The organism is Streptomyces sp. CB02923, assembly GCF_001905005.1.
Lineage (GTDB): Bacteria > Actinomycetota > Actinomycetes > Streptomycetales > Streptomycetaceae > Streptomyces.
Genome location: NZ_LWKZ01000003.1, coordinates 148,495 through 172,221, shown reverse-complemented (window position 1 = coordinate 172,221; position 23,727 = coordinate 148,495). Strand labels below are relative to the sequence as shown.

Genomic DNA, 23,727 nt, shown 5'->3' with positions numbered 1-23,727 from the left:
GCGGCCGGTCGCGGGCCCCGGATCGGGGCGAAGGGGGCCGGTCCCGGACAGGCCGGGCGCGCCCGCCGCGGAACGCCCCGCTCCCGGCCGAGGACCAGATTCCCGGCCGTACCGCAAGGAAACTTACCCTTCGCTTATGTTCTCTTGTCGCGTTCTTAACGCCGAAGAGGGCCGAGCGGGCGAACTGCGTGGATGCAGCGGTCCCCACGCCAGGTAGCGTGGTCGCCGAACACGCCAGGTCGAAGCAGCCGGCGTCACAGCACAGGGAAAGGTGCGAGGTAGGGGCCGATGCACATCGTCATCATGGGGTGCGGGCGGGTGGGTTCCGCGCTCGCACAGACCCTGGAGAGCCAGGGTCATACGATCGCGGTGGTCGACCAGGACCCGACCGCCTTCCGCCGTCTGGGCTCCGGCTTCGGCGGCCGCCGGGTCACCGGGGTCGGTTTCGACCAGGACACGCTGCGCGAAGCCGGGATCGAGGAGGCGGGCGCCTTCGCCGCCGTCAGCAGCGGCGACAACTCCAACATCATCGCGGCCCGGGTGGCCCGCGAGATGTTCGGCGTGGAGAACGTCGCGGCCCGGATCTACGACCCGCGGCGCGCCGAGGTCTACCAGCGGCTGGGCATCCCCACGGTCGCCACCGTGCGCTGGACCGCCGACCAGATGCTGCGCCGGCTGCTGCCCTCCGGGGCCGAGCCGCTGTGGCGCGACCCGAGCGGCGGCGTCCAGCTCGCCGAGGTGCACACCTCGCCGTCCTGGGTGGGCCACAAGATCAGTCAGCTGCAGGAGGAGACCGGCGTACGCGTCGCCTTCCTCACCCGGCTGGGTGAGGCGATGCTGCCGACGTCCCAGACCGTGCTGCAGGAAGGCGACCTGGTGCACGTCATGATGCGCACCGACGAGGTCGAGAAGGTGGAAGCGGTGTTCGCCGAAGGGCCCGAGGAGGCGCAGGCATGAGGGTCGCTATCGCGGGCGCGGGCGCGGTGGGCCGGTCCATCGCCGGCGAGCTGCTGGAGAACGGGCACGAGATCCTGCTCATCGACAAGGCGCCGACGGCGATCTCGGTCGAGCGGGTGCCGCTGGCGGAGTGGCTGCTGGCCGACGCCTGCGAGATCACGTCGCTGGACGAGGCAGCGCTGCAGCGCTGCAACGTCGTCATCGCGGCGACCGGCGACGACAAGGTCAACCTCGTCGTCTCGCTGCTCGCCAAGACCGAGTACGGCGTGCCGCGGGTGGTGGCCCGCGTCAACAACCCCAAGAACGAGTGGCTGTTCAACGAGGCGTGGGGAGTGGACGTCGCCGTCTCCACCCCGCGTCTGATGTCGGCACTGGTCGAGGAGGCGGTGAGCGTCGGCGACCTGGTACGGCTGCTGCGCTTCAGCCACGGCGACGCCAACCTCGTCGAGCTGACGCTGCCCCCGGAGGCGGCACTGGCCGGCACCCTGGTCGGCGACGTCCAGTGGCCGGAGGACACCTCCCTGGTCACGATCATCCGCGGCAACCGGGTGCTCACCCCCAACAAGGAGGACGCGCTGGAGGCCGGTGACGAGCTGCTGTTCGTCGCGGCCCAGTCGCGCGAGGAGCAGCTGGAGGACCTGCTGTCGGTACGCCGCGAGGCGTGACACCGGGCGGGACGCACCCGTAACGGCGAGGGGCCGGGAACCCATGGGTTCCCGGCCCCTCGCCGTTCGTACTCGTACGCGGCCCTTCGCCGTCCGTACGGCCCGGTGTCAGGCCCGGTGCCGCCCGGCCCGGCCCGGCGGCTCGGCGGCCAGCGCCTGCGGCGTGACGTCCTTGTAGAGGTCGTCGGCCACCCGGTCCAGGACGTCGTTCTCCGTCACCCGGCCCTCCCGCGCGGCCTTCGCCTCCTCCTCGGCCTTCTCCTTGGCCTCCATCTCGGCGAAGACGTCGATCGGCGCCGGCGCCTTGGCCAGGAACACCCAGGTGAGCCAGACCGCCAGCAGGAACGGCGGGATCTTCAGCGCGATCAGTATCCAGCCCAGGTGCGTGGTGTCCGCCCACCAGTACAGCGGGAAGAGGATCGCGCACTTGGCGAGCAGGATCGCGCCCCAGGCGTAGCTGGCCTTGGCGTACGCCTTCTTGCGGCCCGGGTTGCGGGTGCGCCAGGAGAGGTTCTCCTTGAACACCGGCCCCAGGATCAGGCCGATCAACGGCGCACCGGCCAGCGTGGTGGCGATGTAGGCGACACCCAGGCCCAGCGTGTAGAGCATGCCGGGCAGGTAGAAGTCCTTGGCGTTGCCGGTCATCATCGCGAAGACCACGCCGAAGGCCACTCCGAAGACGCCGCCGAAGGCGTGCTTGACGGTGTCCTTGCGCACCAGGCGGGCGACCGCCAGCACCAGCGAGACCGCCAGCGCGGCGATGGCGGAGCTGTGCAGGTCCTTGTTGACCGTGAAGATCGTGACGAACAGCAGGCCGGGCAGCACGGTCTCGACCATGCCGCGCACGCCGCCGAAGGCCTCGAACAGGGCGGCCTCGGTGACGGCCCTGCCGTCCGCTGCGGCGTCCTGCTCGTGGACCGGCTCGCCGGCCGGTCCGGTGGTTCGGTTCGGTCGGTCGTCAGACGTCACCGGCTACTCCTGTCCGAGTGGTCGGAGTTCGTATTTCGGATTGAACAGCACCCGGCGCCCGTGGCTCATGGAGATGCGGCCCGAGGCGATGAGCTTGCGGCCCGGCTCTATGCCGGTGATGGCACGCCGGCCGAGCCAGACGACGTCCAGTGCGGCGGAGCCGTCGAACAGCTCCGCCTCCAGGGCGGGCACACCGGCGCGCGGCCGCAGCGTGACGTGCCGCAGGGTGCCGGTGACCTTGACTATCTGCCGGTCGTCGCAGTCGCAGATGCGGGTGCAGCCGGTGTTCTGCGCGTCCTGTTGCAGCTCGGCGGACTCCAGCTCCTCCTCGGAGGAGGACAGCCTGTCGAGCATCCGGCGGAAACGGCCTGCCGGCTTCTCGGATCGGGTCCCAGCGCTCATGAGGCCAGCGTACCGGTGTGCGGGACCCGGGATCACGCCCCGCACGCCGCCGGACCGCCCGGCTGCCGCGGGCCCGCGGTCACTGCTCGAAGCGGTAGCCCATCCCCGGCTCGGTGACGAAGTGCCGGGGGTGCGAGGGGTCGCTCTCCAGTTTGCGGCGCAGCTGTGCCATATAGACCCGCAGATAGTTGGTCTCGGTGCCGTACGAGGGCCCCCAGACCTCCTGGAGGAGCTGCTTCTGGCTGACGAGACGGCCCGTATTGCGGACCAGGACTTCCAGCAGGTGCCACTCGGTCGGCGTAAGGCGCACGTCCCGGCCGTCGCGGTTGACCTTCTTCGCGGCGAGGTCGACGGTGAAGCCGTCGGTCTCCACGACCACCTCGTCCTCGGCGGGCCCGGTCGGCTCGGCGCGGCGCACCGCGGCCCGCAGCCGGGCCAGCAGCTCGTCCATCCCGAAGGGCTTGGTGACGTAGTCGTCCGCCCCGGCGTCCAGCGCCTCGACCTTCTCGTCGGAGGTCTGCCGGGCGGAGAGCACCAGGATCGGCACCCGGGTCCAGCCGCGCAGTCCCTTGATCACCTCCACGCCGTCCATGTCGGGCAGGCCGAGGTCCAGGACGATCACGTCGGGGTGGCGGGCGGCGGCCAGCTTGAGGGCGGTGGCCCCGTCGGGGGCGGCGTCGACCTCGTACTTGCGCGCCTTCAGGTTGATCACGAGGGCCCGTACGATCTGCGGCTCGTCATCGACCACAAGCACCCGGTTCACTGTCGTTCTCCTCGTGGTGGGGAAACCCGCCGGGCCGCGCCCGCGGGGTGTCGGCTGGATGGCGGCTCCAGGGGGCCGGGAGGCGGCACGCGCGGTGCCGCTCCGGACCCGGCGGGGCGCGCGCTCACGTCGTCGCCTGGGCCGGGAGATCGGGCCGCACCGGCGGCCCGCCGGGTACGGCACGGAGCGTGAGGACCATGGTCATGCCACCGCCGGGGGTGTCCTCGGCGGCGAGCGTGCCGCCCATCGCCTCCGCGAAGCCGCGGGCCACCGCGAGGCCCAGGCCCACGCCCGCGCCGCGCGGGGCGTCCCCGTACCGCTGGAAGGGCTCGAAGATGCGGTCCTTGGCGCTGTCCGGCACGCCGGGGCCGCGGTCGGCGATGCGCAGCTCGACGCGGTCGCCGAGGGCGCTGGCGGAGACCAGGGTCCGTTCGCCCTCGGGGCTGTACTTGACGGCGTTCTCGACCAGGTTGGCGACGGAGCGTTCCAACAGGCCCGGGTCGACGGCGACGATCGGCAGCTCCTCGGGGATGTCGAGGGTGACGCTGCCTTCGGGGACACCGCCGAGCGCCATCGGCACCACCTCGTCCAGGTCGATCTCGCGGATCAGCGGGGTGACCGTACCGGTCTGCAGGCGGGACATGTCCAGGAGGTTGCCCACCAGGTGGTCCAGCCGGTCGGCGCCCGCCTCGATGCCCTCCAGCAGCTCCGCCTCGTCCTCCTCGGACCAGGCGACGTCGTCGGAGCGCAGCGAGGTCACCGACGCCTTGATGCTCGCCAGGGGCGTCCGCAGGTCGTGGCTGACGGCGGCCAGCAGCGCCGTACGGATGCGGTTGCCCTCGGCCAGTTCGCGGGCCCGCTCCGCCTCGCCGACCAGCCGCTGGCGATCCAGTACGACGGCGGCCTGCGCGGCGAAGGCGGCCAGCACGCGGCGGTCCTCGGCGGGCAGGACCCGGCCGGTCAGCGCCAGCGCCATGTGGTCGCCGACCGGCATGTCCACGTCCGCGTCCTCGGGCCGCTGCAGCGGCCTGGCCTGCGGGTCGCCGTCCCCGCTGCCGCCGACGCGGCCGGCGCAGGTCCACGGCTCGACGTCGCCGGCCCGCTCCAGCAGCGCGACCGAGTCCATGCCGAAGGTCTCCCGTACCCGCTCCAGCAGCGCGTCCAGTGTCGTCTCGCCGCGCAGCACGCTGCCCGCCAGGAAGGAGAGGATCTCCGACTCGGCGCGCAGCCGCGCCGCCTGGTGGGTGCGGCGGGCGGCCAGGTCGACGACGGAGGCGACCGAGACGCCGACCGCGAAGAAGATCAGGATGGCGACGATGTTCTTGGGGTCGGCGATGGTGATCGAGTGGGTGGGCGGGGTGAAGTAGAAGTTCAGCAGCACCGAGCCGACGGCGGCCGCGGCGAGCGCCGGCATCAGCCCGCCGAGCAGCGCGGCGGCGACGGTCAGGAAGAGGAAGAGCAGGACGTCGTTGGCCAGTCCCGGGCCGTTGTCGATGGCGGTGAGCAGCAGCGACAGCAGGACCGGCGCGACGGCGCCGACCAGCCAGCCGGCGATGATCCGGGTCCGGCCGAGCCGGGCGCCGCGCGCCACGGGCAGGCCGCGGCCCTTGGCGACCTCGTCGTGCGTGACGATGTGGACGTCGAGGTCGGGCCCCGAGTCGCGGGCGACGGTGACGCCGACGCCCGGTCCGAAGATGTACTGCCAGGTCTTGCGGCGGCTGGAGCCCAGCACGATCTGCGTGGCGTTGACCCCGCGCGCGAACTCCAGCAGCGCGTTCGGTATGTCGTCGCCGATGACGTGGTGGAACGTCCCGCCGAGGTCTTCGACGAGGGTGCGCTGCACGGCGAGTTCCTTGGGCGAGGCGGAGGTCAGCCCGTCGCTGCGCGCGATGTAGACGGCGAGGACCTCGCTGCCCGACCCCTTGGCCGCCATACGGGAGGCACGGCGTATGAGCGTGCGCCCCTCGGGGCCGCCGGTGAGCCCGACGACGATGCGTTCACGTCCCGCCCAGATGGTCGAGACGCTGTGCTCGGTGCGGTACTGCTGGAGGTATTCGTCCACGCGGTCGGCGACCCACAGCAACGCCAGTTCCCGCAGCGCGGTCAGGTTGCCCGGCCGGAAGTAGTTCGACAGGGCGGCATCCACCTTGTCCGACTTGTAGATGTTGCCGTGCGCCATCCGGCGCCGGATCGCCTGGGGCGACATGTCGACCAGTTCGATCTGGTCGGCCCTGCGGACGATCTCGTCCGGCACGGTCTCGCGCTGCCGCACACCGGTTATCGACTCGACGACGTCGCCCAGCGATTCCAGGTGCTGGATGTTGACCGTGGAGATCACGTCGATCCCGGCCTCCAGCAGCTCCTCGACGTCCTGCCAGCGCTTGGCGTTGCGGGAGCCGGGCACGTTCGTGTGCGCGAGTTCGTCGACGAGCGCCACGGCCGGGGCGCGGCGCAGCACCGCGTCCACATCCATCTCGGTGAAGGCCGAGCCCCGGTAGTCCAGCTCCGCGCGCCCGGTCTGCTCCAGGCCGTGCAGCATGACCTCCGTACGGGGCCTGCCGTGGTGCTCGACGAACGCCACCACGGCGTCCGTACCGCGCTCCACCCGCCGGTGCGCCTCGGACAGCATCGAGTACGTCTTGCCGACGCCCGGTGCAGCGCCGAGGTAGATCCGTAGCTTGCCGCGTGCCATGGCCCCATTGTCTTACGTGAAGGCCGCCCCCACCGGGCTGAACCTGAGGCGACCCTACCGACCCCACACCGCCACAAAAGGTGCAGGTAGCGGCTTCGGGCCAGGTCTTGACGCGACTCTGATACGGGAATCCGGGGAACCGGACCCGGACACTCCCGCCCCTCCCCCGGGCCCCATTGACGCACCGAACTCCGGGAAACTACTTTCCTAGCAGGAAACAAGTTTCACTGGAGCAACCGGCCCTCAAGGGGACATCCATGGCATCGGCGCCCTCACCGTCCGGCCTCAAGGGCCTCGACGGCCTCGACGGCCCCCATCCCACGGCGGCTTTCGGACTGCTCGCCGTCGGCTACGTCGCACTGCTCAACACTCGCCGCGGCTCGGCCGTGCTGGGCCGGCCCGTACGCGGCGGCCGTCGCGCGGGAGAGAGCGCCCCCGATGGCACACGCTGACTTCGATCCGGTGCTCCTCGACCCCACCCGGCTGACGATCGTGTCCCTGCTCGCGAGCGCGCAGTGGGCCGAGTTCGGCTGGGTGAAGGAGTCGGCCGGGCTGTCCCCCTCCGCCCTGTCCAAGCAGATCAGCACGCTGGAATCGCACGGGTACGTCGAGGTACGGAAAGGCTACGTCGGCAAGCGCCCCCGCACCTGGGTGAACCTCAGCGACGGCGGACGGGCAGCGCTGGAGGCACACGCGGCGGCCCTGCGACGGATCGTCGAGGAGTCACGGCGCACGGCGGGCGGGGGCACCGACGGCGCAAGCCCTTGATGCCGAGGCGAGCGGTGAAAACACCTTCAGCCCGTACGTCAGCTCAACCCGTGCGTAGGTACACCCCATGCGCAGGTTCACCCCGTACGTCAGCGCGGAAGGTCACCTTGCGTCGGTATGCGGCGCAGGTTCAGCTCGGCCCTCGGGCGGGCGGGGACGCTGTGGTCCAGCTGCCAGCCGAGCGACGCGGCGATCTCCAGGGCGGCGCGCGGTCCGATGCCCCGATAGAGGTGGGCCCGGAGCGGCGCGGTGGTGATCTTGGGCTTCCGCCCGTTCAGCTCCTCTTCGATGCGGGTACGGGGGAAGCCGGGCTCTCCTTCATGGCGGATCTCCCGCCACGTCGCCCACCACTTGGGCCGGACGGGAACGAAGCTCAACGTGCGCTCCATCAGCCGCAGCGCAGGCTTCTCCAGGAAGAAGAGCACCGCGAGCACGATCTCCCCCACGAGCCCGAACGCGAGCACCAGGGCGAACACGGCGACCCACATCGCCACATGGACGGGGAAGTGAAGCAACATCCCGATATGACACAGAATCAGCACCGGCCGCGAGCGGGTGGACTTCGGCTCCCAGCCCGTATCCAGGCGCGGTGGCGGGCCGCTGGGCTGGGCGTACGGCTGACCGGGCGGGTACGGCGGGGCTGCGGGCATGCTCACCGAGCCATCCCATCACGGCGGAGCAGTACATGACAAAGCCACACGGGCAGCACGCCGTGACGCCATTACGCCGTCACGCCGCCCCACCCCCGCCAAGCTCCCCGACCATAGAAGGCATGACGGACGCACACACCCACCTCACCCCCACCCCCCTCACACGCACTCGCCTCGCGCACACCGCGGAACTCGACGCCCACACCCGCGCCGCGGCCAAGGCACTCCTCCAGGACGCCTTCGCGGGCGACATGTCCGAGGAGGACTGGGACCACGCGCTGGGCGGCATGCACGCCCTGGTGTGGGAGGGCGCGGAGCTGATCGGCCACGCCTCCGTCGTACAGCGCCGGATGCTGCACGCCGGCCGCTCCCTGCGCTGCGGCTACGTGGAAGGCGTCGGCGTCCGCGCGGACCGGCGCCGCCGGGGACACGGCGCCGCCATGATGACGGCCCTGGAACAGGTCATACACAACGCCTACGACCTGGGCGCCCTCAGCGCCTCCGCCGACGCCGTCCCCTTCTACACCGCCCGCGGCTGGCAACTCTGGCAGGGCCCCTCCGCCGTCCTCTCCCCAACCGGCCTCCAGCACACGAAGGACGAGGACGGCGCCATCTACGTCCTCCAGGGCAACACCCCCCTGAACCTCAAGGACCAACTGGCGTGCGACTGGCGGGACGGGGACGTCTGGTAGCCGCTTAGGGCGCTCCTGACGGATCTCCGCAGAATCGCGACGCCCACGGAGATCCATCAGAAACGCCCTGGCCGTCCCCGGCTCCCGGATTACTTGGTGAGTTCCCTCAACCCCATATTGAGCCTCAGCACATTCACCCGCGGCTCCCCCATGAACCCCAGTACCCGGCCCTGTGTGACGTCCTCCACCACGCGTTCGACCTTCGTGCGGTCCAGGTGGTTTTCTTTTGCCACTCGGGTGACCTGGAGTTCCGCGTATGCCGGGGAGATGTCCGGGTCGAGGCCGGAGCCGGAGGAGGTGACGGCGTCCGCCGGGATCCGGGACTGTGGGACGCCGTAGGTCCGGGAGACCCACTCCTTGCGTTCCTTGACCGCGGCGATGAGGTCGGTGTTGGTGGGGCCCTGGTTGGTGGCGCCGGAGACCTGGAGGTCGTACTGGGTGTTGACGCCGTTGGTCCGGTTGCTGCCGAGGCCCGCGGACGGCCGTGGCTGGAAGTACCGCAGGTCGGGGATCGGGTTGCCCTTGGCGTCCGTGCCCTTGTCGTAGCGCTGGCCGAGGAGTTCGGAGCCGACGGTCCTGCCGTCCTGCCGGACCTCGGAGCCGTTGGCCTTGTTGTGGAAGGCGGCCTGGGCGACGCCGGTGACCGCCAGGGGGTAGAGCACGCCGCAGATCACGGTCAGGACGAGCAGGGCGCGCAGGCCGGCGCCGAGGAGGCGGGCGTTGTTGCGTACCGCGTTGTTCATGAGGGGGTCACCCGATCCCGGGGATCGCAGAGATGAGCAGGTCGATGAGTTTGATGCCGATGAACGGGGCGATCAGGCCGCCCAGTCCGTAGATGCCGAGGTTGCGGCGGAGCATCCGGTCCGCGCTCACCGGCCGGTAGCGCACGCCCTTGAGGGCCAGCGGTACGAGCGCGATGATGATCAGCGCGTTGAAGATGATCGCGGACAGGATCGCGGTCTGCGAGCTGTGCAGCCGCATGATGTTGAGGGTGTCCAGGCCCGGGTAGGCCACCGCGAACATCGCCGGGATGATCGCGAAGTACTTCGCGACGTCGTTGGCGATCGAGAAGGTGGTCAGCGCGCCCCGGGTGATCAGCAGCTGCTTGCCGATCTCGACGATCTCGATGAGTTTGGTCGGGTTGGAGTCCAGGTCCACCATGTTCCCGGCCTCCTTGGCGGCCGAGGTGCCGGTGTTCATGGCCACGCCGACGTCCGCCTGGGCCAGGGCCGGCGCGTCGTTGGTGCCGTCGCCGGTCATGGCGACCAGCTTGCCGCCCGCCTGCTCCCGCTTGATCAGCGCCATCTTGTCCTCGGGGGTGGCCTCCGCGAGGAAGTCGTCGACGCCCGCCTCGTCGGCGATGGCCTTGGCCGTCAGCGGGTTGTCACCCGTGATCATGACGGTCTTGATGCCCATCCTGCGCAGCTCGACGAAGCGTTCGCGCATGCCGTCCTTGACGACGTCCTTGAGGTGGATGACGCCGAGGACGCGGGCGCCGCGCTCGTCCTCCAGGGCGACCAGCAGCGGCGTGCCGCCGGCCTCGGAGATGTGGTTGGCGAGCCGGTCGGCGTCGTCGGGGACGGTGCCGCCCCGCTCCCGTACCCAGGCGATGACCGAACCGGTCGCGCCCTTGCGGACCCTGCGGGCGGTGCCGTTCTCGGTCACGTCCACACCCGACATGCGGGTCTGGGCGGTGAAGGGCACCCAGGCGGCGTCGGCCAGTTCGCCCTGGTGGCGTTCGCGCAGGCCGTACTTCTCCTTGGCCAGGACGACGATGGAACGGCCTTCGGGGGTCTCGTCGGCGAGTGAGGACAGCTGGGCCGCGTCGGCGACCTCGGCCTCGGTCACGCCCTTGACGGGGACGAACTCGGCGGCCTGGCGGTTGCCGAGGGTGATGGTGCCGGTCTTGTCGAGCAGCAGCGTGGAGACGTCGCCGGCGGCTTCGACCGCGCGCCCGGACATCGCCAGCACATTGCGCTGGACCAGGCGGTCCATGCCCGCGATGCCGATGGCCGACAGCAGCGCGCCGATCGTCGTCGGGATCAGGCAGACCAGCAGCGCCAGCAGTACGATCATGGGCTGCTCGGCGCCCGCGTAGATCGCGAACGGCTGGAGGGTCACCACGGCCAGCAGGAAGACGATGGTGAGCGAGGCGAGCAGGATGTTCAGCGCGATCTCGTTCGGCGTCTTCTGCCGGGCGGCGCCCTCGACGAGGTTGATCATCCGGTCGATGAAGGTCTCGCCGGGCTTCGTCGTGATCTTGATGACGATGCGGTCGGAGAGCACCTTCGTACCGCCGGTGACCGCGGACCGGTCGCCGCCGGACTCGCGGATGACCGGCGCCGACTCGCCCGTGATGGCGGACTCGTCGACCGACGCGACGCCCTCGACGACATCGCCGTCACCGGGGATGATGTCGCCGGCCTCGCACACGACGAGGTCGCCGACGCGCAGCCCGGTGCCGGGGACCCGGGTTTCCGTACCGCCCTCCAGGCGCCGCGCCACGGTGTCCGTCTTGGCCTTGCGCAGGGTGTCCGCCTGCGCCTTGCCGCGGCCCTCGGCGACCGCCTCCGCCAGGTTGGCGAAGATCACGGTGAGCCAGAGCCAGACGGCGATGGCCCAGCCGAACCAGTCCGAGGGGGACGCGACGGCGAAGCAGGTGGTCAGCACCGAGCCGACCTCGACCACGAACATCACCGGGGACTTGACCATCACCCGGGGGTCCAGCTTGCGCAGCGCGTCCGGCAGCGACTTCACGAGCTGCTTGGGGTCGAAGAGACCGCCGCCGACGCGGCCGTCACCGTCCGGCTTGGGCCCGCCCGGTACGTCCTGGTGGGGCGCGCGGGTCGGGGTAGCGGTGGACATGGAGCGGCGCTCCTCGTGCTGTACGTCGTTTACGTCGGTGGTCATGACAGCCCCTCCGCGATCGGGCCGAGGGCCAGCGCCGGGAAGTACGTCAGGCCGGTGATGATCAGGATCGTGCCGGCCAGCAGCCCCGCGAAGAGCGGCTTTTCGGTACGGAGCGTGCCGGCCGTCTCCGGGACCGGCTGCTGCCCGGCGAGGGAGCCGGCCAGGGCCAGCACGAACACCATCGGCAGGAAGCGGCCGAGCAGCATCGCCAGTCCGATCGTGGTGTTGTACCAGGGGGTGTTGGCGTTCAGGCCGCCGAAGGCGGAGCCGTTGTTGTTGGCGCCGGAGGTGAACGCGTACAGCACCTCGGAGAAGCCGTGCGGGCCGGCGCCGAGCGCCTTGGTGTTGAGCATCGAGCCCAGCGCGTCCGGCAGCACCATCGAGGCGGCGGTGAAGCCGAGCACGAGGGTGGGGGTGACGAGGATGTAGCAGGCCGCGAGCTTGATCTCGCGGGTGCCGATCTTCTTGCCCAGGTATTCGGGCGTCCGGCCCACCATCAGGCCCGCGATGAACACCGCGATCACGGCCATCACGAGCATTCCGTACAGTCCGGAGCCGACACCGCCGGGCGCGATCTCGCCGAGCATCATGCCCAGCAGCTGGATGCCGCCGCCGAAGGCCGTGAAGGAGTCGTGGAAGGCGTCCACGGCGCCGGTCGAGGTGAGGGTCGTGGCGACCGAGAAGATCGACGAGCCGCCGATGCCGAAGCGGTTCTCCTTGCCCTCCATCGCCGCGCCCGCCGCCTGGAGCGCCGGGCCGCCGTGGGCGAACTCGGTCCACATCATCAGGGCGGTGAAGCCGAGCCAGATGACGCCCATCGTGGCGAGGATCGCGTACCCCTGCCGTACGTTGCCGACGAGCCGGCCGAAGGTACGGGTCAGGGCGAACGGGATGACCAGGATGAGGAAGACCTCGAAGAGGTTGGTGAAGCCGTTCGGGTTCTCGAACGGGTGGGCCGAGTTGGCGTTGAAGTAGCCGCCGCCGTTGGTACCGAGCTCCTTGATGACCTCCTGGGACGCGACCGCGCCCCCGTTGGTCTGCTGGGTGCCGCCCAGGAACTGTCCGAGACCGTGGATGCCGGAGAAGTTCTGGATCGCGCCGCACGCGACCAGCACGAGCGCGCCGACGACGGCGATCGGTATCAGCACCCGCACGGTGCCGCGTACCAGGTCCGCCCAGAAGTTGCCCAGTTCGCCGGTACGGGTCCGGGCGAAGCCGCGTACGAGGGCGATGGCCACCGCCATGCCGGTCGCGGCCGAGACGAAGTTCTGCACCGCCAGGCCGGCCGTCTGCACGACGTGCCCCATGGCCTGTTCGCCGCTGTACGACTGCCAGTTCGTGTTCGCGACGAACGACGCGGCCGTGTTGAACGCCTGGTCCGGGCTGATCGACGCGAAGCCGAACGACAGCGGCAGGACGCCCTGCAGGCGCTGCAGCAGGTAGAGGAAGAGCAGACCGGCCACGGAGAAGGCGAGGACGCCGCGCAGATAGGCGGGCCAGCGCATCTGGGTGTCCGGGTCGGCGCCGATGCAGCGGTAGATCACCTTTTCGACGCGCAGGTGCTTGCGCGAGCTGTACATGGCGGCCATGTGGTCGCCGAGGGGGCGGTACGCCAGGGCGAGCGCCGCGACGAGCGCGGTGAGCTGGAGCACGCCGGCCAGGGTGGGGCTCATCGGGACGCTCAGAACCTCTCCGGGAAGACGAGGGCGAGGACCAGGTAGCCGAGCAGGGCGACAGCGACGATCAGCCCGACGACGTTCTCGACGGTCACAGCTTCGTCACCCCCTTGGCGACGAGAGCCACCAGCGCGAAAACCGCGAGCGTGGTGACGACGAAGGCCACGTCGGCCATCGTGTGCTCCTAGTGGGTTCGGTGAAACGGACCCTTAGAGCAAACCCCCAACCTGACCGATTCCGACCACCGTTGACGCCTCCCTTACGGCCATTAGCGTCCCGTTGACGATTCTCATACGCTTACCGACCTGACCTGCGGAAACGCCGATGGGCCGCATCCCTTCACAAGGGGATATGGCCCATCGATACGCGGGTTTCGAGCCGCCGAGGCGCCCTCGGGGAGGCCCGGACGCGGCGACCGGCCTCAGGAGGACCAGACCGCCCGCATCAGCTCTCGGCGCTCCGCCGGAGCCTCGGCCCGCACGAAGGCGCCCGAGGTGTCACGGTGCACGCAGTCGATTCCGTAACGGTGCAGGAGAGCGAGATCCGCACGCGCCGGCGGGGCCGGAAGCAGCGCACTCAGCCGGTCGGGCGGCGCAGGGCAGTACGGCGCGTAGTCCAGCAGTTGGCCGAGCGCCTGGCGTACGCAGTAGTGCGAAGCCGTGCTCTTGGCCTCTATGAGCTCGGCGCCCTCGACATCCTCAAGGTAGAGGTCGCTGACACCCGACGGGCAGTAGAAGCGGTCGGCCGGCTCCCGTCCGCAGGATGCGAGATGCTCCTTGAAGGCGGCCACGAGCCGGGCTTCCCGGCGATCGACGACGATGAGCCGTCCGGTCCGCCGGTACGAGGTCTTCGAGGTGCGCATCTCTTCCGCCGCGGCCCGGCGGACGGCTTCCTGGGAGCCCGTGTCCGGCGCGCGGGCCGGTTCGGCACAGGCACGGCTGAAGAACAGGCCTGAAGTGATCATGAACTCGTCCAGCACCGACTGCGCCTTGTCGCCGCGCAGGACCATCTGTCCCGGGTAGTTGTGGTGGGGCCGGTAGCCGAGAACGGCGTTCAGTTCGGAGTACGGGATGTCCGCCTCGACCAGGTCCAGCAGGGTGTAGACGGTGTGCCAGCTGGGACCGCCCGGTTCCGGGGGCCATAAGAGATCGGCCAGTTCGGCGTTGCGGAAGATCACCCCGACCTCGGCCACCGCCCGCACCCGGCCCTGCCCGGTGAAGAACACGATGTCACCAGGCACGACGTCACGCATCTTCGTGTCGTGCGTGGGCACCGCGCCCCAGAAGCACGCCGTGCCGTCCGGGTGGACGGTCTGCAACCGGGCACGCTGCTCGGCACTCAGTGCGTGGACGTACCTGTCGTCGGTGAAGGTAACGGGCTGGTCGACGGTGTCGGCCCAGTGGCGACGTGTCGCTGAACTCCCATAGGACGGCGATATAAGAACGCGCACGGAAGCGCTTCCTCCGGTTCATGGTCTGGAGGGCGGGCACGAACCGCCCTGGAACAGGGGGAAGCCTGGCACAGCCGGGCGGTCTGCCGCGCGAGGAGTTGCCGCGGCCCGGTAACGCACTTCGCTCCCGCGACCGGTTCGGTCACGGGAGCGAAGTGAGGAGGCGTCAGCCGACGCCGCGCGTCAGCGGATTTCGGTGATTTCCGGGCCGCGTTCCAGGCGTTCGACGCCGCCGCCGAAGCGGGAGGTTTCCGCGGGCTCCTGCTGGACGCCGTCGGGGACCATCTGGGCGTCGTCGGGGAGCTTCAGGACGATGGGGTCGCGGGGGGCCATGGGGGACTCGCCGCGGACGACCACCGTGTCCTTGAAGATGTGCTCCAGGATGCCGGCGGCCTCGGGCTGGACCGCGCCCTGGCCGGAGATGACGCCGCGCAGGAACCAGCGCGGGCCGTCGACGCCGACGAAGCGCACGACCTGGACGCCGTTGGTCCCGTCCGGGAGCTGTACGGGGACCTGCGCGCGCAGTTCCCAGCCCAGCGGGCCCTCGATCTCGTCGATGACGCCGCCCTGCTGGGTGATCCCGACGCCGATCTCCTCGCGGACCTCGCCCCAGATGCCCTCCTTCTTGGGAGCGGCGAACGCCTGGAGCTGCACGGCGCTGTCCTGGAGGACCACGGTCGCCGCGACGATCGCGTCACCGGCGACCTCCACGCGCAGTTCCATGCCCTCGACACCGGGGACGAACATGCCGCCCAGGTCCACCCGCCCCTCGGCGGCGTCCGTGACCTCGGAGAGGTCCCAGGGACCGTCGGGCCGGGGAGCCGGAGGCAGGTTCAGCCGCCGCTCCTCCTCGCCGGGCCCGGCCGTCTCGTCCGCGGAGGTTGCGTCCGAGGCCGTCTCGTCGGCGGTTTCCACTGCCGACTCCGCGGGAGCCTCGTTCTTCTTGCGACGTCCGAACACGTCACTGTCCTTCCCGGTCGGCACCGACCGATGCGTATCCATTCCCACCCGTGGAGCCGTCCACCGCCGCATGACCGCCGGTGGAACCGAATCCCCCCTCGGCCCGCGCCGAGCCGGGAAGTTCCGCCACCTCGTGGAAGCGCACCTTCTCGACCTGCTGGACGACCAGTTGGGCGATCCGGTCGAATCTCTCGAACCGCACGCTGTCGCGCGGGTCCAGATTGACCACGATCACCTTGATTTCCCCACGGTACCCGGCATCCACCGTCCCGGGGGCATTCACGAGCGCCAGTCCGCACCGGGCGGCCAGGCCCGAGCGGGGGTGCACGAACGCCGCGTACCCGTCGGGCAGGGCGATGGAGACTCCGGTGGGGAGCACCGCCCGCTCCCCCGGCGCGAGTTCCGCCGCCTCGGTGGTCACCAGGTCGGCGCCCGCGTCGCCGGGGTGGCCGTAGGCGGGCAGCGGCACCTCCGGGTCCAGACGCCGGATCAGCACATCCACCGGATTGCGTACCTGACTCACGGGTTCACCTCAAAAGCACGAGCTCGTCTGACCTGGTCCGGATCGGCCATGGCGGCCTGGATCTCGGCCGGCCGTCCGTTGTCGATGAAGTGGTCGACCTTGACCTCCACGAAGACGGCGTCGGCGCGCACCGCGACCGGGCCGTCGGGCCCGCCGATGCGGCCCACCGCCGTCGAGTAGATCTTCCGGCGGTGCACGGCGGTTATCTCCGCGTCCAGGTGCAGCACCGTGCCGACCGGTACGGGCCGCAGGAAGTCGGTCTCCAGGCGGCCGGTCACCGCGATCACCCGCAGCAGCCAGTTCAGCGAGCCCAGTGTCTCGTCCAGGGCGGTGGCCAGCACACCGCCGTGGGCGAGGCCGGGGGCGCCCTGGTGGGCCTCCTTGACCGTGAACTCGGCGGTCACCCGGACGCCGTCCTCGGCGCGGGCCTGCAGCTGCAGGCCGTGGGACTGTCCCGCGCCGCATCCGAAGCAGTGGTCGTAGTGCGCGCCGAGGAGTTCTCCGGGCGCGGGGGCGTCGGGGTGCCGCACCGGGGCGACGGCGTCGGCCGGTGGCGTCAGCCGCGTCGGGGCCTTGTCGGTTCCACTCACGAGTGCAGACCCTACCCGCGCGCGTAACCGGCCCGCGCCGCCGTGCCAAGCTGGGGCCATGCAGTCGTACGAAGAACGCCTCACCGCGCCCCGCTCCTGGTGGGTGATAGCGGGCCTGATCGGCGTGGCCTGCGCCCTGATGCTGCTCCCGCTGGGGACGCTGCCGATGCTCGGCGGTCTGATCGGCGGCGCGGCGCTGTCCGCCGTGGCGGTCAGCTCGTACGGCTCCGTACGCATCCGTGTGGTGGGCGACTCGCTGATCGCGGGCGACGCCCGGATCCCGGTCGCGGCGCTGGGCGAGGCGCGGGCGCTGGACGCGGAGGAGGCGGTGGCCTGGCGTACGCACAAGGCCGACACCCGCGCCTTCATGCTGCTGCGCAGCTACGTCCGTACCGCGGTGCGGGTGGAGATCACGGACCCGGCGGACCCGACTCCGTACGCGTATCTCTCGACCCGCGACCCGGAGGGCCTGGTGGCCGCACTGGCGGCCGTACGGGCCTGAAACGCCCTGCGGGGGCTTGCCTGGCGGCCAGGGCGCCGTCGGGCGGCACAGCGGCCTTCCCGGGGGTGTGTGGCGGACGTCCGGCGGGGCGGTGGGCCTCGGCGGACGCTCAGTGGCCGTTTCCCGGCGACAGCGCCGCCGACATGGTGTCCGGCAGGGCGTCCCACGGCACCTGCCGGGCGCGCAGGTCCTTGCGGATCTTGTCCGCGAGTTTCCTGGTGTCCCGCCGGTTCATGAGCGCGCCGACCGCGGCGCCGACCATGAACGGCGTCAGGTTCGGCAGGTTGCGCAGCGTGCGCTTCATGATCTGCTGGCGCAGCTCGCGCTTCATCTGGCCGCCCAGCGCCGCGTTGACCGTCGTGGGCTTGGTGACGTCGATGCCGCGTTCCTCGGTCCAGGACGTGAGGTAGGCGGTGGCGCGCTGCCTGAGCTGTCCCGGGGGACGCAGGCCGTAGACCTCGTGGAGCTCGGCGATGAGCTTGATCTCCACGGAGGCCACCCCGACGATCTCGGCGGCGAGCTCGGCCGGCATGGCGGGCGGCACCGGCAGCATCGCCGCCGCGCCCACCCCCGCGCCCACGGTGGCGGTGCCCCGCGTGGCACCGGAGATCAGCTTGTCGGCCAGTTCCTCGGGGGTCAGGCCGGGAAACTGCCGGCGCAGCGTCGCCAGGTCGCGGACCGGGATCCGCGGAGCGTTCTCGATGATGCGCTCGGCGACGGCCGTCAGCCCCTTGCGGGCGCCCGTACGGCCTTTTCTGGTGCCGCGGCCCACTGCCGCCGCGAGCGAGGCCGCACGGCCTCGCTCTTCCAGTGCATCGGTCGTCCGCTCCGCGGGCAGGGCGGTCGGGTCGGCGGGCACGGGCGCGTTTTCGTCGCGTGATCGTGCGCCGGCCGCCGGGCCTTTCTCGCCCTTGCGTCCCTTACGGAACGGGTTCACGCCTGTCACGGCGTCGACCGGTCCTCAGGCCGCGCAGTCGCGGCAGATCGGCTGGCCGTTCTTGTCCTCGGCGGCCAGCTGGCTGCGGTGGTGGACCAGGAAGCAGCTCATGCACGTGAACTCGTCCTGCTGCTTGGGCAGCACCCGGACGGCGAGTTCTTCGTTGGAAAGATCGGCGCCGGGCAGTTCCAGGCCCTCGGCCTGCTCGAACTCGTCGACGTCGACGGCCGAGGCGGACTTGTCGTTCCGCCGCGACTTCAGTTCTTCGATGCTGTCCTCGTTGAGGTCGTCATCTGTCTTGCGTGGGGTGTCGTAATCCGTAGCCATGTCGCTCTCCCCCTCTGGGTGTCTGCGGTGTCTCCAGCGCACGTAACGCGTGAGAGGCCGGACTTGTGCCCGACCTGAGGCGGAGATTTTGCCTCACATCAAGGTCTGTTACTCAATCGACACCCAACCGCACCCCTGAAGAGGTGATCGGTTTGGATGGCGATCAGGACCGTACACGGTCCGAATGTCGCACCTCGCGCACGCCATCACGTGTACTTCCCGTGATCAAGGGCCCCGGAAACCCGGATTTTCCCGGCCTTCCGGCGACCATTCCGATCACGGAGAGTGGGTGGCTCGAATCTCGCGCCTGTGAGGGATCACACACGGACGGGCCGTCAGGCGGACCGTAAGAATTCAGCGCAAAGCGAACTCGGCGAAGGATCCATGGCCGCCCGCCGTCACGTCAAGCCGGGGTGGCCGGCGTGCGGAGGGCGACCAAGAGTGCCAAGAGGTGGGGTCCCGGGTCAAAAAGGACACCGGAACGGGCGGAGCCGCGAACGGGAGGCCGTGGCCCCCGCCCGCGGCCCTCATCCGCCCGCGGCTCCGTCCGCGGTCCTCAACCGCCCGCGGCTCCGTCCACGGCCCTCACAGGGGCAGGACGACCCGCATCTCCAGGCCGCCGCCCTCCCGGGGCGTCGCCGTGATGCTGCCGTCGTGTGCACGCACCACGGACCGCACGATGGACAGGCCGAGGCCGACGCCCTTGTCACTGCCGGTGCGTTCGGTACGCAGGCGCCTGAACGGCTCGAAAAGGTTTTCCACCTCGTAGGCCGGGACCGCCGGACCGGTGTTGGAGACCACCAGCACCGCACAGCCCTGCTGCAGCTCCGTGGTCACCTCCACCCAGCCCACCCGTCGCCCACCACCACCCTCCACCGGAAGCGCTTCGCGCTGCCCCTCTTGCGGCACGTTGTAGCGCACAGCGTTCTGTACGAGATTGAGCGCAATACGTTCCAGCAGGACGCCGTTGCCCTGGACGAACGCCTGCTGGCGTGCGCCGCGGATCTCCACGCCCTTGGCCTGGGCCTCGGTACGGGTCTGCTCGACGGCCTGCGAGGCCACCTCGGCCAGGTCGACCGGCTTCTTGTCGACGATCTTGTTCTCGCTGCGGGCGAGCAGCAGCAGTCCCTCGACCAGCTGCTCGCTGCGCTCGTTGGTCGCCAGCAGCGTCTTGCCCAGCTGTGTCAGCTCCGCCGAGGCTCCGGGGTCGGCGAGCTGGACCTCCAGCAGCGTGCGGTTGATCGCCAGCGGCGTGCGCAGCTCGTGCGAGGCGTTGGCGACGAAGCGGCGCTGCGACTCGAAGGCCCGGTCCAGCCGGTCGAGCATCTCGTCGAAGGTGTCGGCCAGCTCCTTGAGCTCGTCGTCCGGGCCGCCCAGCTCGATCCGGCGGTGCAGGTCCGAACCGGCCACCCGCTGCGCGGTCCGGGTGATGCGGCCCAGCGGCGACAGGACCCGCCCGGCCATCGCGTACCCGAAGGCGAACGCGACGACGGTCAGGCCGAGCAGCGCCAGCAGGGAGCGGTTGAGCAGGGTGTTCAGGGCCTGCGCCCGCTGGTGCTGGAGGCAGCTCTGGATCGCCTGGGTGAAGATCTCCCCGGAGGTCTGGCTGGGCAGGTCGCAGACGTTGCTGGTGGCCGCGAAATTGCCCCGGAGGATCTTGACGGGCAGTTCGCTGCCTTCCTGCAGCGCGTTGGCGGCCAGCATGTAGATGATCGTGAGCAGCACGATGCCGGCCATCAGGAACATGCCGCCGTACAGCAGCGTGAGCCGTATCCGGATGGTGGGGCGCAGCCAGGGGAAGGGCCGTACGTTGACCGGTTTTGGGTCCCAGGTGGGCATGGGCGGGGTGGTGGGCGGCGGGGTGGGCGCCTTGGACGAAGCGGGCATCGTCGATCAGATCCGGTAACCCGAACCCGGCACCGTGACGATCACCGCGGGCTCGCCCAGTTTGCGGCGCAGGGTCATGACCGTGACCCGGACGACGTTGGTGAAGGGGTCGGTGTTCTCGTCCCACGCCTTCTCCAGCAGCTGCTCGGCCGAGACGACCGTGCCCTCGCTGCGCATCAGCACCTCCAGCACCGCGAACTCCTTCGGCGCGAGCTGGACCTCCTTGCCGTCGCGGAAGACCTCGCGGCGGTTCGGGTCCAGCTTGATGCCGGCCCGCTCCAGGACGGGCGGCAGGGCGACCGTCGTACGGCGCCCCAGGGCCCGCACGCGGGCGGTCAGCTCGGTGAAGGCGAAGGGCTTGGGCAGGTAGTCGTCCGCGCCGATCTCCAGGCCCTCGACGCGGTCGCTGACGTCACCAGAGGCGGTGAGCATCAGGACCCGGGTGGGCATCCCCAGCTCGACGATCTTGCGGCAGACGTCGTCGCCGTGCACCAGCGGGAGGTCCCGGTCCAGGACCACCACGTCGTAGTCGTTGATCTCGATGCGTTCCAGCGCGGCCGCGCCGTCGTACACCACGTCGACGGCCATGGCCTCCCGGCGCAGTCCGGTGGCCACCGCATCGGCGAGCAGCTGCTCGTCCTCGACGACGAGAACACGCACGTCGCAAATCCTTCCTCACAGCCCTGGAAAGTTCCGGGGCACGGCAAACTCGGAGTCCCTCCATCCTGCCCCGAACAGCTGTAAACCGGCTGTAAGAGGGGTGGGTGGCGCCCTGCGGCGGCGCTTCCCGTGGTCTTGGGCCGGGGAGCCGCAGGTCCCGGAATGGGTCCCTCCGGGCGGTTTTCGAATTCCCGTGCCTGTTGAGGTTTCCGTGAGGTTGCCCATGGGGAGGACGTCTGCACACCCGCGATCACGCCCTGTACGGCGCCATGCCGCGCTCTGATCCATCGCAGGGACCACGCCGTGATCGCCCCGCCCGTCGGCACACCCCCGTGCCACCGACCCACGACGAGGGGGCGCACCATGGACGCGTTCACCGCAGGCATTCTGCAGCGCATACGGAACACCGAAGCCGATCTGGACCGGGCCCGCGAGTCGGGCGACGACTTCCTCGTCGAGGTGGAACAGGCCGAGCTGGAGGATCTGCAGCGCCTTGCTTCCGAGCACGGCGTGCAGGTCACCGCAGCCAGCGCCTGACCGCCTCCCGGCCACGCACGACGGCAGCGCCCCGGACCCTTCCTCGGGTCCGGGGCGCTGTCGCGTCGGGGGCGGGCCCTCAGTCGTGCCAGGCGCCCAGCTCCTCCAGCAGGGGCTGAAGGACCCTGAACACCTCCGGGGAGGCGGCCACGGCCAGGTCGTTCGAAGCGGGCTCGCCGGGGCGGCCGCCGGTGAGCGCGCCGGACTCGCGGGCGATCAGGGCACCTGCCGCCATGTCCCACGGGTTCAGCCCGCGCTCGTAGTAGCCGTCGAGCCGGCCGCAGGCGACATCGCACAGGTCGATCGCGGCCGAGCCGCCGCGGCGGATGTCGCGGACCTGCGGCAGCAGGGTGCGCAGCACCTCGGCCTGGGCCGCGCGGCGCTCGCTGAGGTAGGCGAAGCCCGTACCGATCAGGGCCTGGGACAGCGGCGGCGCGGGGCGGCAGTGGACCGGCTCCCCGTTGCGGAACGCGCCGCCGCCCAGGACGGCGTGGTACGTCTCGCCGCGCATCGGCGCCGCGACGACACCGACGACGGCCTCGCCGTCCTTCTCGGCGGCGATGGACACGGCCCAGGAGGGCAGCCCGTACAGGTAGTTGACCGTGCCGTCGACCGGGTCGATGACCCAGCGCACCCCGCTGCTGCCCGCGACGCTGGCGCCCTCCTCCCCCAGGAAACCGTCGGCCGGGCGGTGCTCGGCGAGGAAGCCGGTGATCAGCTTCTCGCTGGCGATGTCCATCTCGGTGACGACGTCGATGGGGCTGGTTTTCGTGGCGGCCACGCCGAGGTCGGCGGGGCGGCCGTCGCGCAGCAGCTCGCCGGCGCGGCGGGCGGCCTCCAGGGCGAGGTCGAGAAGTTCGTCCTGCAGCGGATCGGACACGGTGCTCCTTGCTCGTACGGGCCGGGGTCGTGACGGCCTGCGGGGCGGCTGCGCCGCCGTCGGGGATCTCGTTACGGGGCGAGCCGGGCTACCCCTGGACTCCGGCCACCGGGCCCGTCCAGTCCGCGCCCGCGGCGGCCGGGCGCGGGGCGCGGGCCGGGCAGCAGCCGACCGGGCACAGGTCGTGGCTCGGGCCCAGCGCGCCGAGGGCGCAGCGCGCCGGGGCGCGGCCCTGCTCGGCGGCGGCGCGCTCCAGGACCAGATCGCGGACGGCCGCGGCGAAGCGCGGGTCGGCGCCGACGGTGGCGGAGCGGGCCACCGGCAGGCCCAGCTCGGCGGCCTTGGCGGTGGCTTCGGTGTCGAGGTCGTACTTGACCTCCATGTGGTCCGAGACGAAGCCGATGGGCGCCATGACGACCGCGGGGACGCCCGCACGGTGCACCTCTTCGAGGTGGTCGCAGATGTCCGGCTCCAGCCACGGGATGTGCGGGGCGCCGCTGCGGGACTGGTAGACCAGCTGCCACGGGTGGTCGACGCCGGTCTCCTCGCGGACCGCCGCCGCGATCACCCGGGCCACGTCCAGGTGCTGGGCGACGTACGCACCGCCCTCGCCGGCCCTGCTGTCGTCGGTGTGGTCCTCCGGGCGGCCGGAGGTGTCGGCCGCGGCGGTCGGGATGGAGTGGGTGGTGAAGGCGATGTGCGCGCCGTCGCGGACGTCGGCGGGCAGCTCGGCGAGGGAGGCGAGGACGCCGTCGACCATGGGGCGGACGAAGCCCTCGTGGTTGAAGTAGTGGCGGAGCTTGTCCACCTGCGGCACCGGCAGGCCGTCGGCCCGGAGGGTGGCCAGCGCGTCGGCGAGGTTCTCGCGGTACTGGCGGCAGCCCGAGTAGGAGGCGTAGGCGCTCGTGGCCAGGACGGCGATGCGGCGGCGGCCGTCGCGGACCATCTCGCGCAGCGTGTCGGTCAGGTACGGGGCCCAGTTGCGGTTGCCCCAGTAGACCGGCAGGTTCAGGCCGTTTTCGGCGAAGTCTTTGCGCAGGGCGTCCAGCAGCTCTCTGTTCTGCGCGTTGATCGGGCTGACGCCGCCGAACAGGAAGTAGTGCTGCCCGACCTCCTTCAGCCGCTCGCGGGGGATGCCGCGGCCGCGGGTGACGTTCTCCAGGAAGGGGACGACGTCGTCCGGGCCTTCGGGGCCGCCGAAGGACAGCAGCAGCAGGGCGTCGTAGGGACCGGGGGTCCCCCCGGCGGTTGAAAGGGGCGGATCGCACTGTTCGGGCATGTCTTCGATCCTGCCACCAGCCACTGACAGCCGGAAAACCGGAGGCGGCCA

Annotated in this window: 26 protein-coding genes; 7 read left to right on the top strand and 19 right to left on the bottom strand. The window is 70.8% G+C overall.

Annotated features, from left to right (window positions below; genetic code table 11):
• The first annotated feature begins 288 nt into the window (after window positions 1-288).
• Both A6A06_RS07950 and A6A06_RS07945 read left to right on the top strand, forming a co-directional pair.
• The gene (locus A6A06_RS07950) at window positions 289-957 is read left to right on the top strand and encodes a potassium channel family protein (RefSeq protein WP_073760470.1); all 669 of its coding nucleotides are present in this window, start codon (window positions 289-291) and stop codon (window positions 955-957) included.
• The gene (locus A6A06_RS07945) at window positions 954-1,622 is read left to right on the top strand and encodes a potassium channel family protein (protein ID WP_073760469.1); all 669 of its coding nucleotides are present in this window, start codon (window positions 954-956) and stop codon (window positions 1,620-1,622) included. The genes A6A06_RS07950 and A6A06_RS07945 overlap by 4 nt, the downstream gene beginning before the upstream one ends.
• Window positions 1,623-1,730: 108 nt before the next feature.
• Here A6A06_RS07945 and A6A06_RS07940 read toward each other — a convergent pair whose 3' ends face one another.
• From A6A06_RS07940 to A6A06_RS07925, 4 genes are all read right to left on the bottom strand, one after another.
• Complete coding sequence (locus tag A6A06_RS07940; RefSeq protein ID WP_073760468.1) at window positions 1,731-2,591, bottom strand: DUF3159 domain-containing protein; 861 nt, start codon at window positions 2,589-2,591, stop codon at window positions 1,731-1,733.
• A gap of 3 nt (window positions 2,592-2,594) precedes the next feature.
• On the bottom strand, window positions 2,595-2,993 hold the full coding sequence (locus tag A6A06_RS07935) for an OB-fold nucleic acid binding domain-containing protein (RefSeq protein WP_073760467.1): 399 nt from the start codon (window positions 2,991-2,993) through the stop codon (window positions 2,595-2,597).
• 79 nt (window positions 2,994-3,072) lie between these two features.
• Complete coding sequence (locus A6A06_RS07930; protein WP_073760466.1) at window positions 3,073-3,756, bottom strand: response regulator; 684 nt, start codon at window positions 3,754-3,756, stop codon at window positions 3,073-3,075.
• Window positions 3,757-3,880: 124 nt separating this feature from the next.
• A complete protein-coding gene (locus A6A06_RS07925) occupies window positions 3,881-6,448 on the bottom strand; it encodes a sensor histidine kinase (RefSeq protein ID WP_073760465.1) in 2,568 nt (855 codons plus the stop codon).
• A 257-nt stretch (window positions 6,449-6,705) separates the two neighbouring features.
• Between A6A06_RS07925 and A6A06_RS07920 the strand changes: the two genes are divergently transcribed.
• Window positions 6,706-6,900, top strand: coding sequence for a hypothetical protein (locus tag A6A06_RS07920; protein ID WP_073760464.1), 195 nt, complete (start codon window positions 6,706-6,708; stop codon window positions 6,898-6,900).
• Window positions 6,887-7,216: a transcriptional regulator gene (locus A6A06_RS07915; RefSeq protein ID WP_073760463.1), complete on the top strand. Its 330-nt coding sequence runs from the start codon at window positions 6,887-6,889 to the stop codon at window positions 7,214-7,216. The genes A6A06_RS07920 and A6A06_RS07915 overlap by 14 nt, the downstream gene beginning before the upstream one ends.
• Window positions 7,217-7,305: 89 nt before the next feature.
• Here the strand turns inward: A6A06_RS07915 and A6A06_RS07910 are convergent, their stop codons facing one another.
• Entirely contained in the window at window positions 7,306-7,734 is a 429-nt protein-coding gene (locus A6A06_RS07910) for a hypothetical protein (RefSeq protein WP_199930748.1), read from the bottom strand.
• A 254-nt stretch (window positions 7,735-7,988) separates the two neighbouring features.
• Here A6A06_RS07910 and A6A06_RS07905 point away from each other — a divergent pair, with 254 nt between their 5' ends.
• The gene (locus A6A06_RS07905) at window positions 7,989-8,558 is read left to right on the top strand and encodes a GNAT family N-acetyltransferase (RefSeq protein WP_073760461.1); all 570 of its coding nucleotides are present in this window, start codon (window positions 7,989-7,991) and stop codon (window positions 8,556-8,558) included.
• Window positions 8,559-8,647: 89 nt separating this feature from the next.
• On the opposite strand, the gene kdpC is transcribed toward A6A06_RS07905, so the two are convergent.
• From kdpC to A6A06_RS07865, 8 genes are all read right to left on the bottom strand, one after another.
• Entirely contained in the window at window positions 8,648-9,301 is a 654-nt protein-coding gene (gene kdpC, locus A6A06_RS07900) for a potassium-transporting ATPase subunit KdpC (RefSeq protein ID WP_073760459.1), read from the bottom strand.
• 7 nt (window positions 9,302-9,308) lie between these two features.
• On the bottom strand, window positions 9,309-11,468 hold the full coding sequence (gene kdpB / locus A6A06_RS07895) for a potassium-transporting ATPase subunit KdpB (protein ID WP_073760457.1): 2,160 nt from the start codon (window positions 11,466-11,468) through the stop codon (window positions 9,309-9,311).
• A complete protein-coding gene (kdpA, locus tag A6A06_RS07890) occupies window positions 11,465-13,141 on the bottom strand; it encodes a potassium-transporting ATPase subunit KdpA (RefSeq protein WP_073760455.1) in 1,677 nt (558 codons plus the stop codon). Before kdpA ends, kdpB begins: the two co-directional genes overlap by 4 nt.
• A gap of 8 nt (window positions 13,142-13,149) precedes the next feature.
• A complete protein-coding gene (gene kdpF, locus A6A06_RS07885; protein WP_073760453.1) occupies window positions 13,150-13,239 on the bottom strand; it encodes a K(+)-transporting ATPase subunit F in 90 nt (29 codons plus the stop codon).
• A gap of 326 nt (window positions 13,240-13,565) precedes the next feature.
• Entirely contained in the window at window positions 13,566-14,594 is a 1,029-nt protein-coding gene (locus A6A06_RS07880) for a hypothetical protein (protein ID WP_199930747.1), read from the bottom strand.
• A 183-nt stretch (window positions 14,595-14,777) separates the two neighbouring features.
• Window positions 14,778-15,554 carry a DUF3710 domain-containing protein gene (locus A6A06_RS07875; protein ID WP_073760451.1) on the bottom strand — a complete coding sequence of 259 codons (777 nt, stop codon included), beginning with the start codon at window positions 15,552-15,554 and terminating at the stop codon, window positions 14,778-14,780.
• Between the two features lies 1 nt (window position 15,555).
• Window positions 15,556-16,077 carry a dUTP diphosphatase gene (gene dut, locus A6A06_RS07870; RefSeq protein ID WP_073760449.1) on the bottom strand — a complete coding sequence of 174 codons (522 nt, stop codon included), beginning with the start codon at window positions 16,075-16,077 and terminating at the stop codon, window positions 15,556-15,558.
• A complete protein-coding gene (locus A6A06_RS07865) occupies window positions 16,074-16,667 on the bottom strand; it encodes a PaaI family thioesterase (RefSeq protein WP_073760447.1) in 594 nt (197 codons plus the stop codon). The genes dut and A6A06_RS07865 overlap by 4 nt, the downstream gene beginning before the upstream one ends.
• 58 nt (window positions 16,668-16,725) lie before the next feature.
• Between A6A06_RS07865 and A6A06_RS07860 the strand changes: the two genes are divergently transcribed.
• Window positions 16,726-17,169, top strand: a complete 444-nt coding sequence (locus A6A06_RS07860; RefSeq protein ID WP_073760445.1) for a DUF3093 domain-containing protein — start codon at window positions 16,726-16,728, stop codon at window positions 17,167-17,169.
• 109 nt (window positions 17,170-17,278) lie between these two features.
• Here A6A06_RS07860 and A6A06_RS07855 read toward each other — a convergent pair whose 3' ends face one another.
• The 4 genes from A6A06_RS07855 to A6A06_RS07840 form a co-directional block, all read right to left on the bottom strand.
• Window positions 17,279-18,115 carry a hypothetical protein gene (locus A6A06_RS07855; protein ID WP_443333722.1) on the bottom strand — a complete coding sequence of 279 codons (837 nt, stop codon included), beginning with the start codon at window positions 18,113-18,115 and terminating at the stop codon, window positions 17,279-17,281.
• A 15-nt stretch (window positions 18,116-18,130) separates the two neighbouring features.
• Window positions 18,131-18,433 carry a DUF4193 domain-containing protein gene (locus tag A6A06_RS07850; protein ID WP_003982531.1) on the bottom strand — a complete coding sequence of 101 codons (303 nt, stop codon included), beginning with the start codon at window positions 18,431-18,433 and terminating at the stop codon, window positions 18,131-18,133.
• Between the two features lie 585 nt (window positions 18,434-19,018).
• Window positions 19,019-20,320 (bottom strand): sensor histidine kinase, encoded by a 1,302-nt coding sequence (locus A6A06_RS07845; protein ID WP_073760441.1) that lies wholly within the window; start codon window positions 20,318-20,320, stop codon window positions 19,019-19,021.
• A gap of 6 nt (window positions 20,321-20,326) precedes the next feature.
• Window positions 20,327-20,980: a response regulator transcription factor gene (locus A6A06_RS07840; RefSeq protein ID WP_030021221.1), complete on the bottom strand. Its 654-nt coding sequence runs from the start codon at window positions 20,978-20,980 to the stop codon at window positions 20,327-20,329.
• A gap of 363 nt (window positions 20,981-21,343) precedes the next feature.
• On the opposite strand from A6A06_RS07840, the gene A6A06_RS41505 reads away from it, so the two are divergent.
• Entirely contained in the window at window positions 21,344-21,517 is a 174-nt protein-coding gene (locus A6A06_RS41505; protein ID WP_167515092.1) for a hypothetical protein, read from the top strand.
• Between the two features lie 79 nt (window positions 21,518-21,596).
• Here A6A06_RS41505 and A6A06_RS07835 read toward each other — a convergent pair whose 3' ends face one another.
• On the bottom strand, window positions 21,597-22,397 hold the full coding sequence (locus A6A06_RS07835) for an inositol monophosphatase family protein (protein ID WP_073760439.1): 801 nt from the start codon (window positions 22,395-22,397) through the stop codon (window positions 21,597-21,599).
• Between the two features lie 88 nt (window positions 22,398-22,485).
• Window positions 22,486-23,676, bottom strand: coding sequence for a ferrochelatase (locus tag A6A06_RS07830; protein ID WP_073760437.1), 1,191 nt, complete (start codon window positions 23,674-23,676; stop codon window positions 22,486-22,488).
• Window positions 23,677-23,727: the final 51 nt, after the last annotated feature.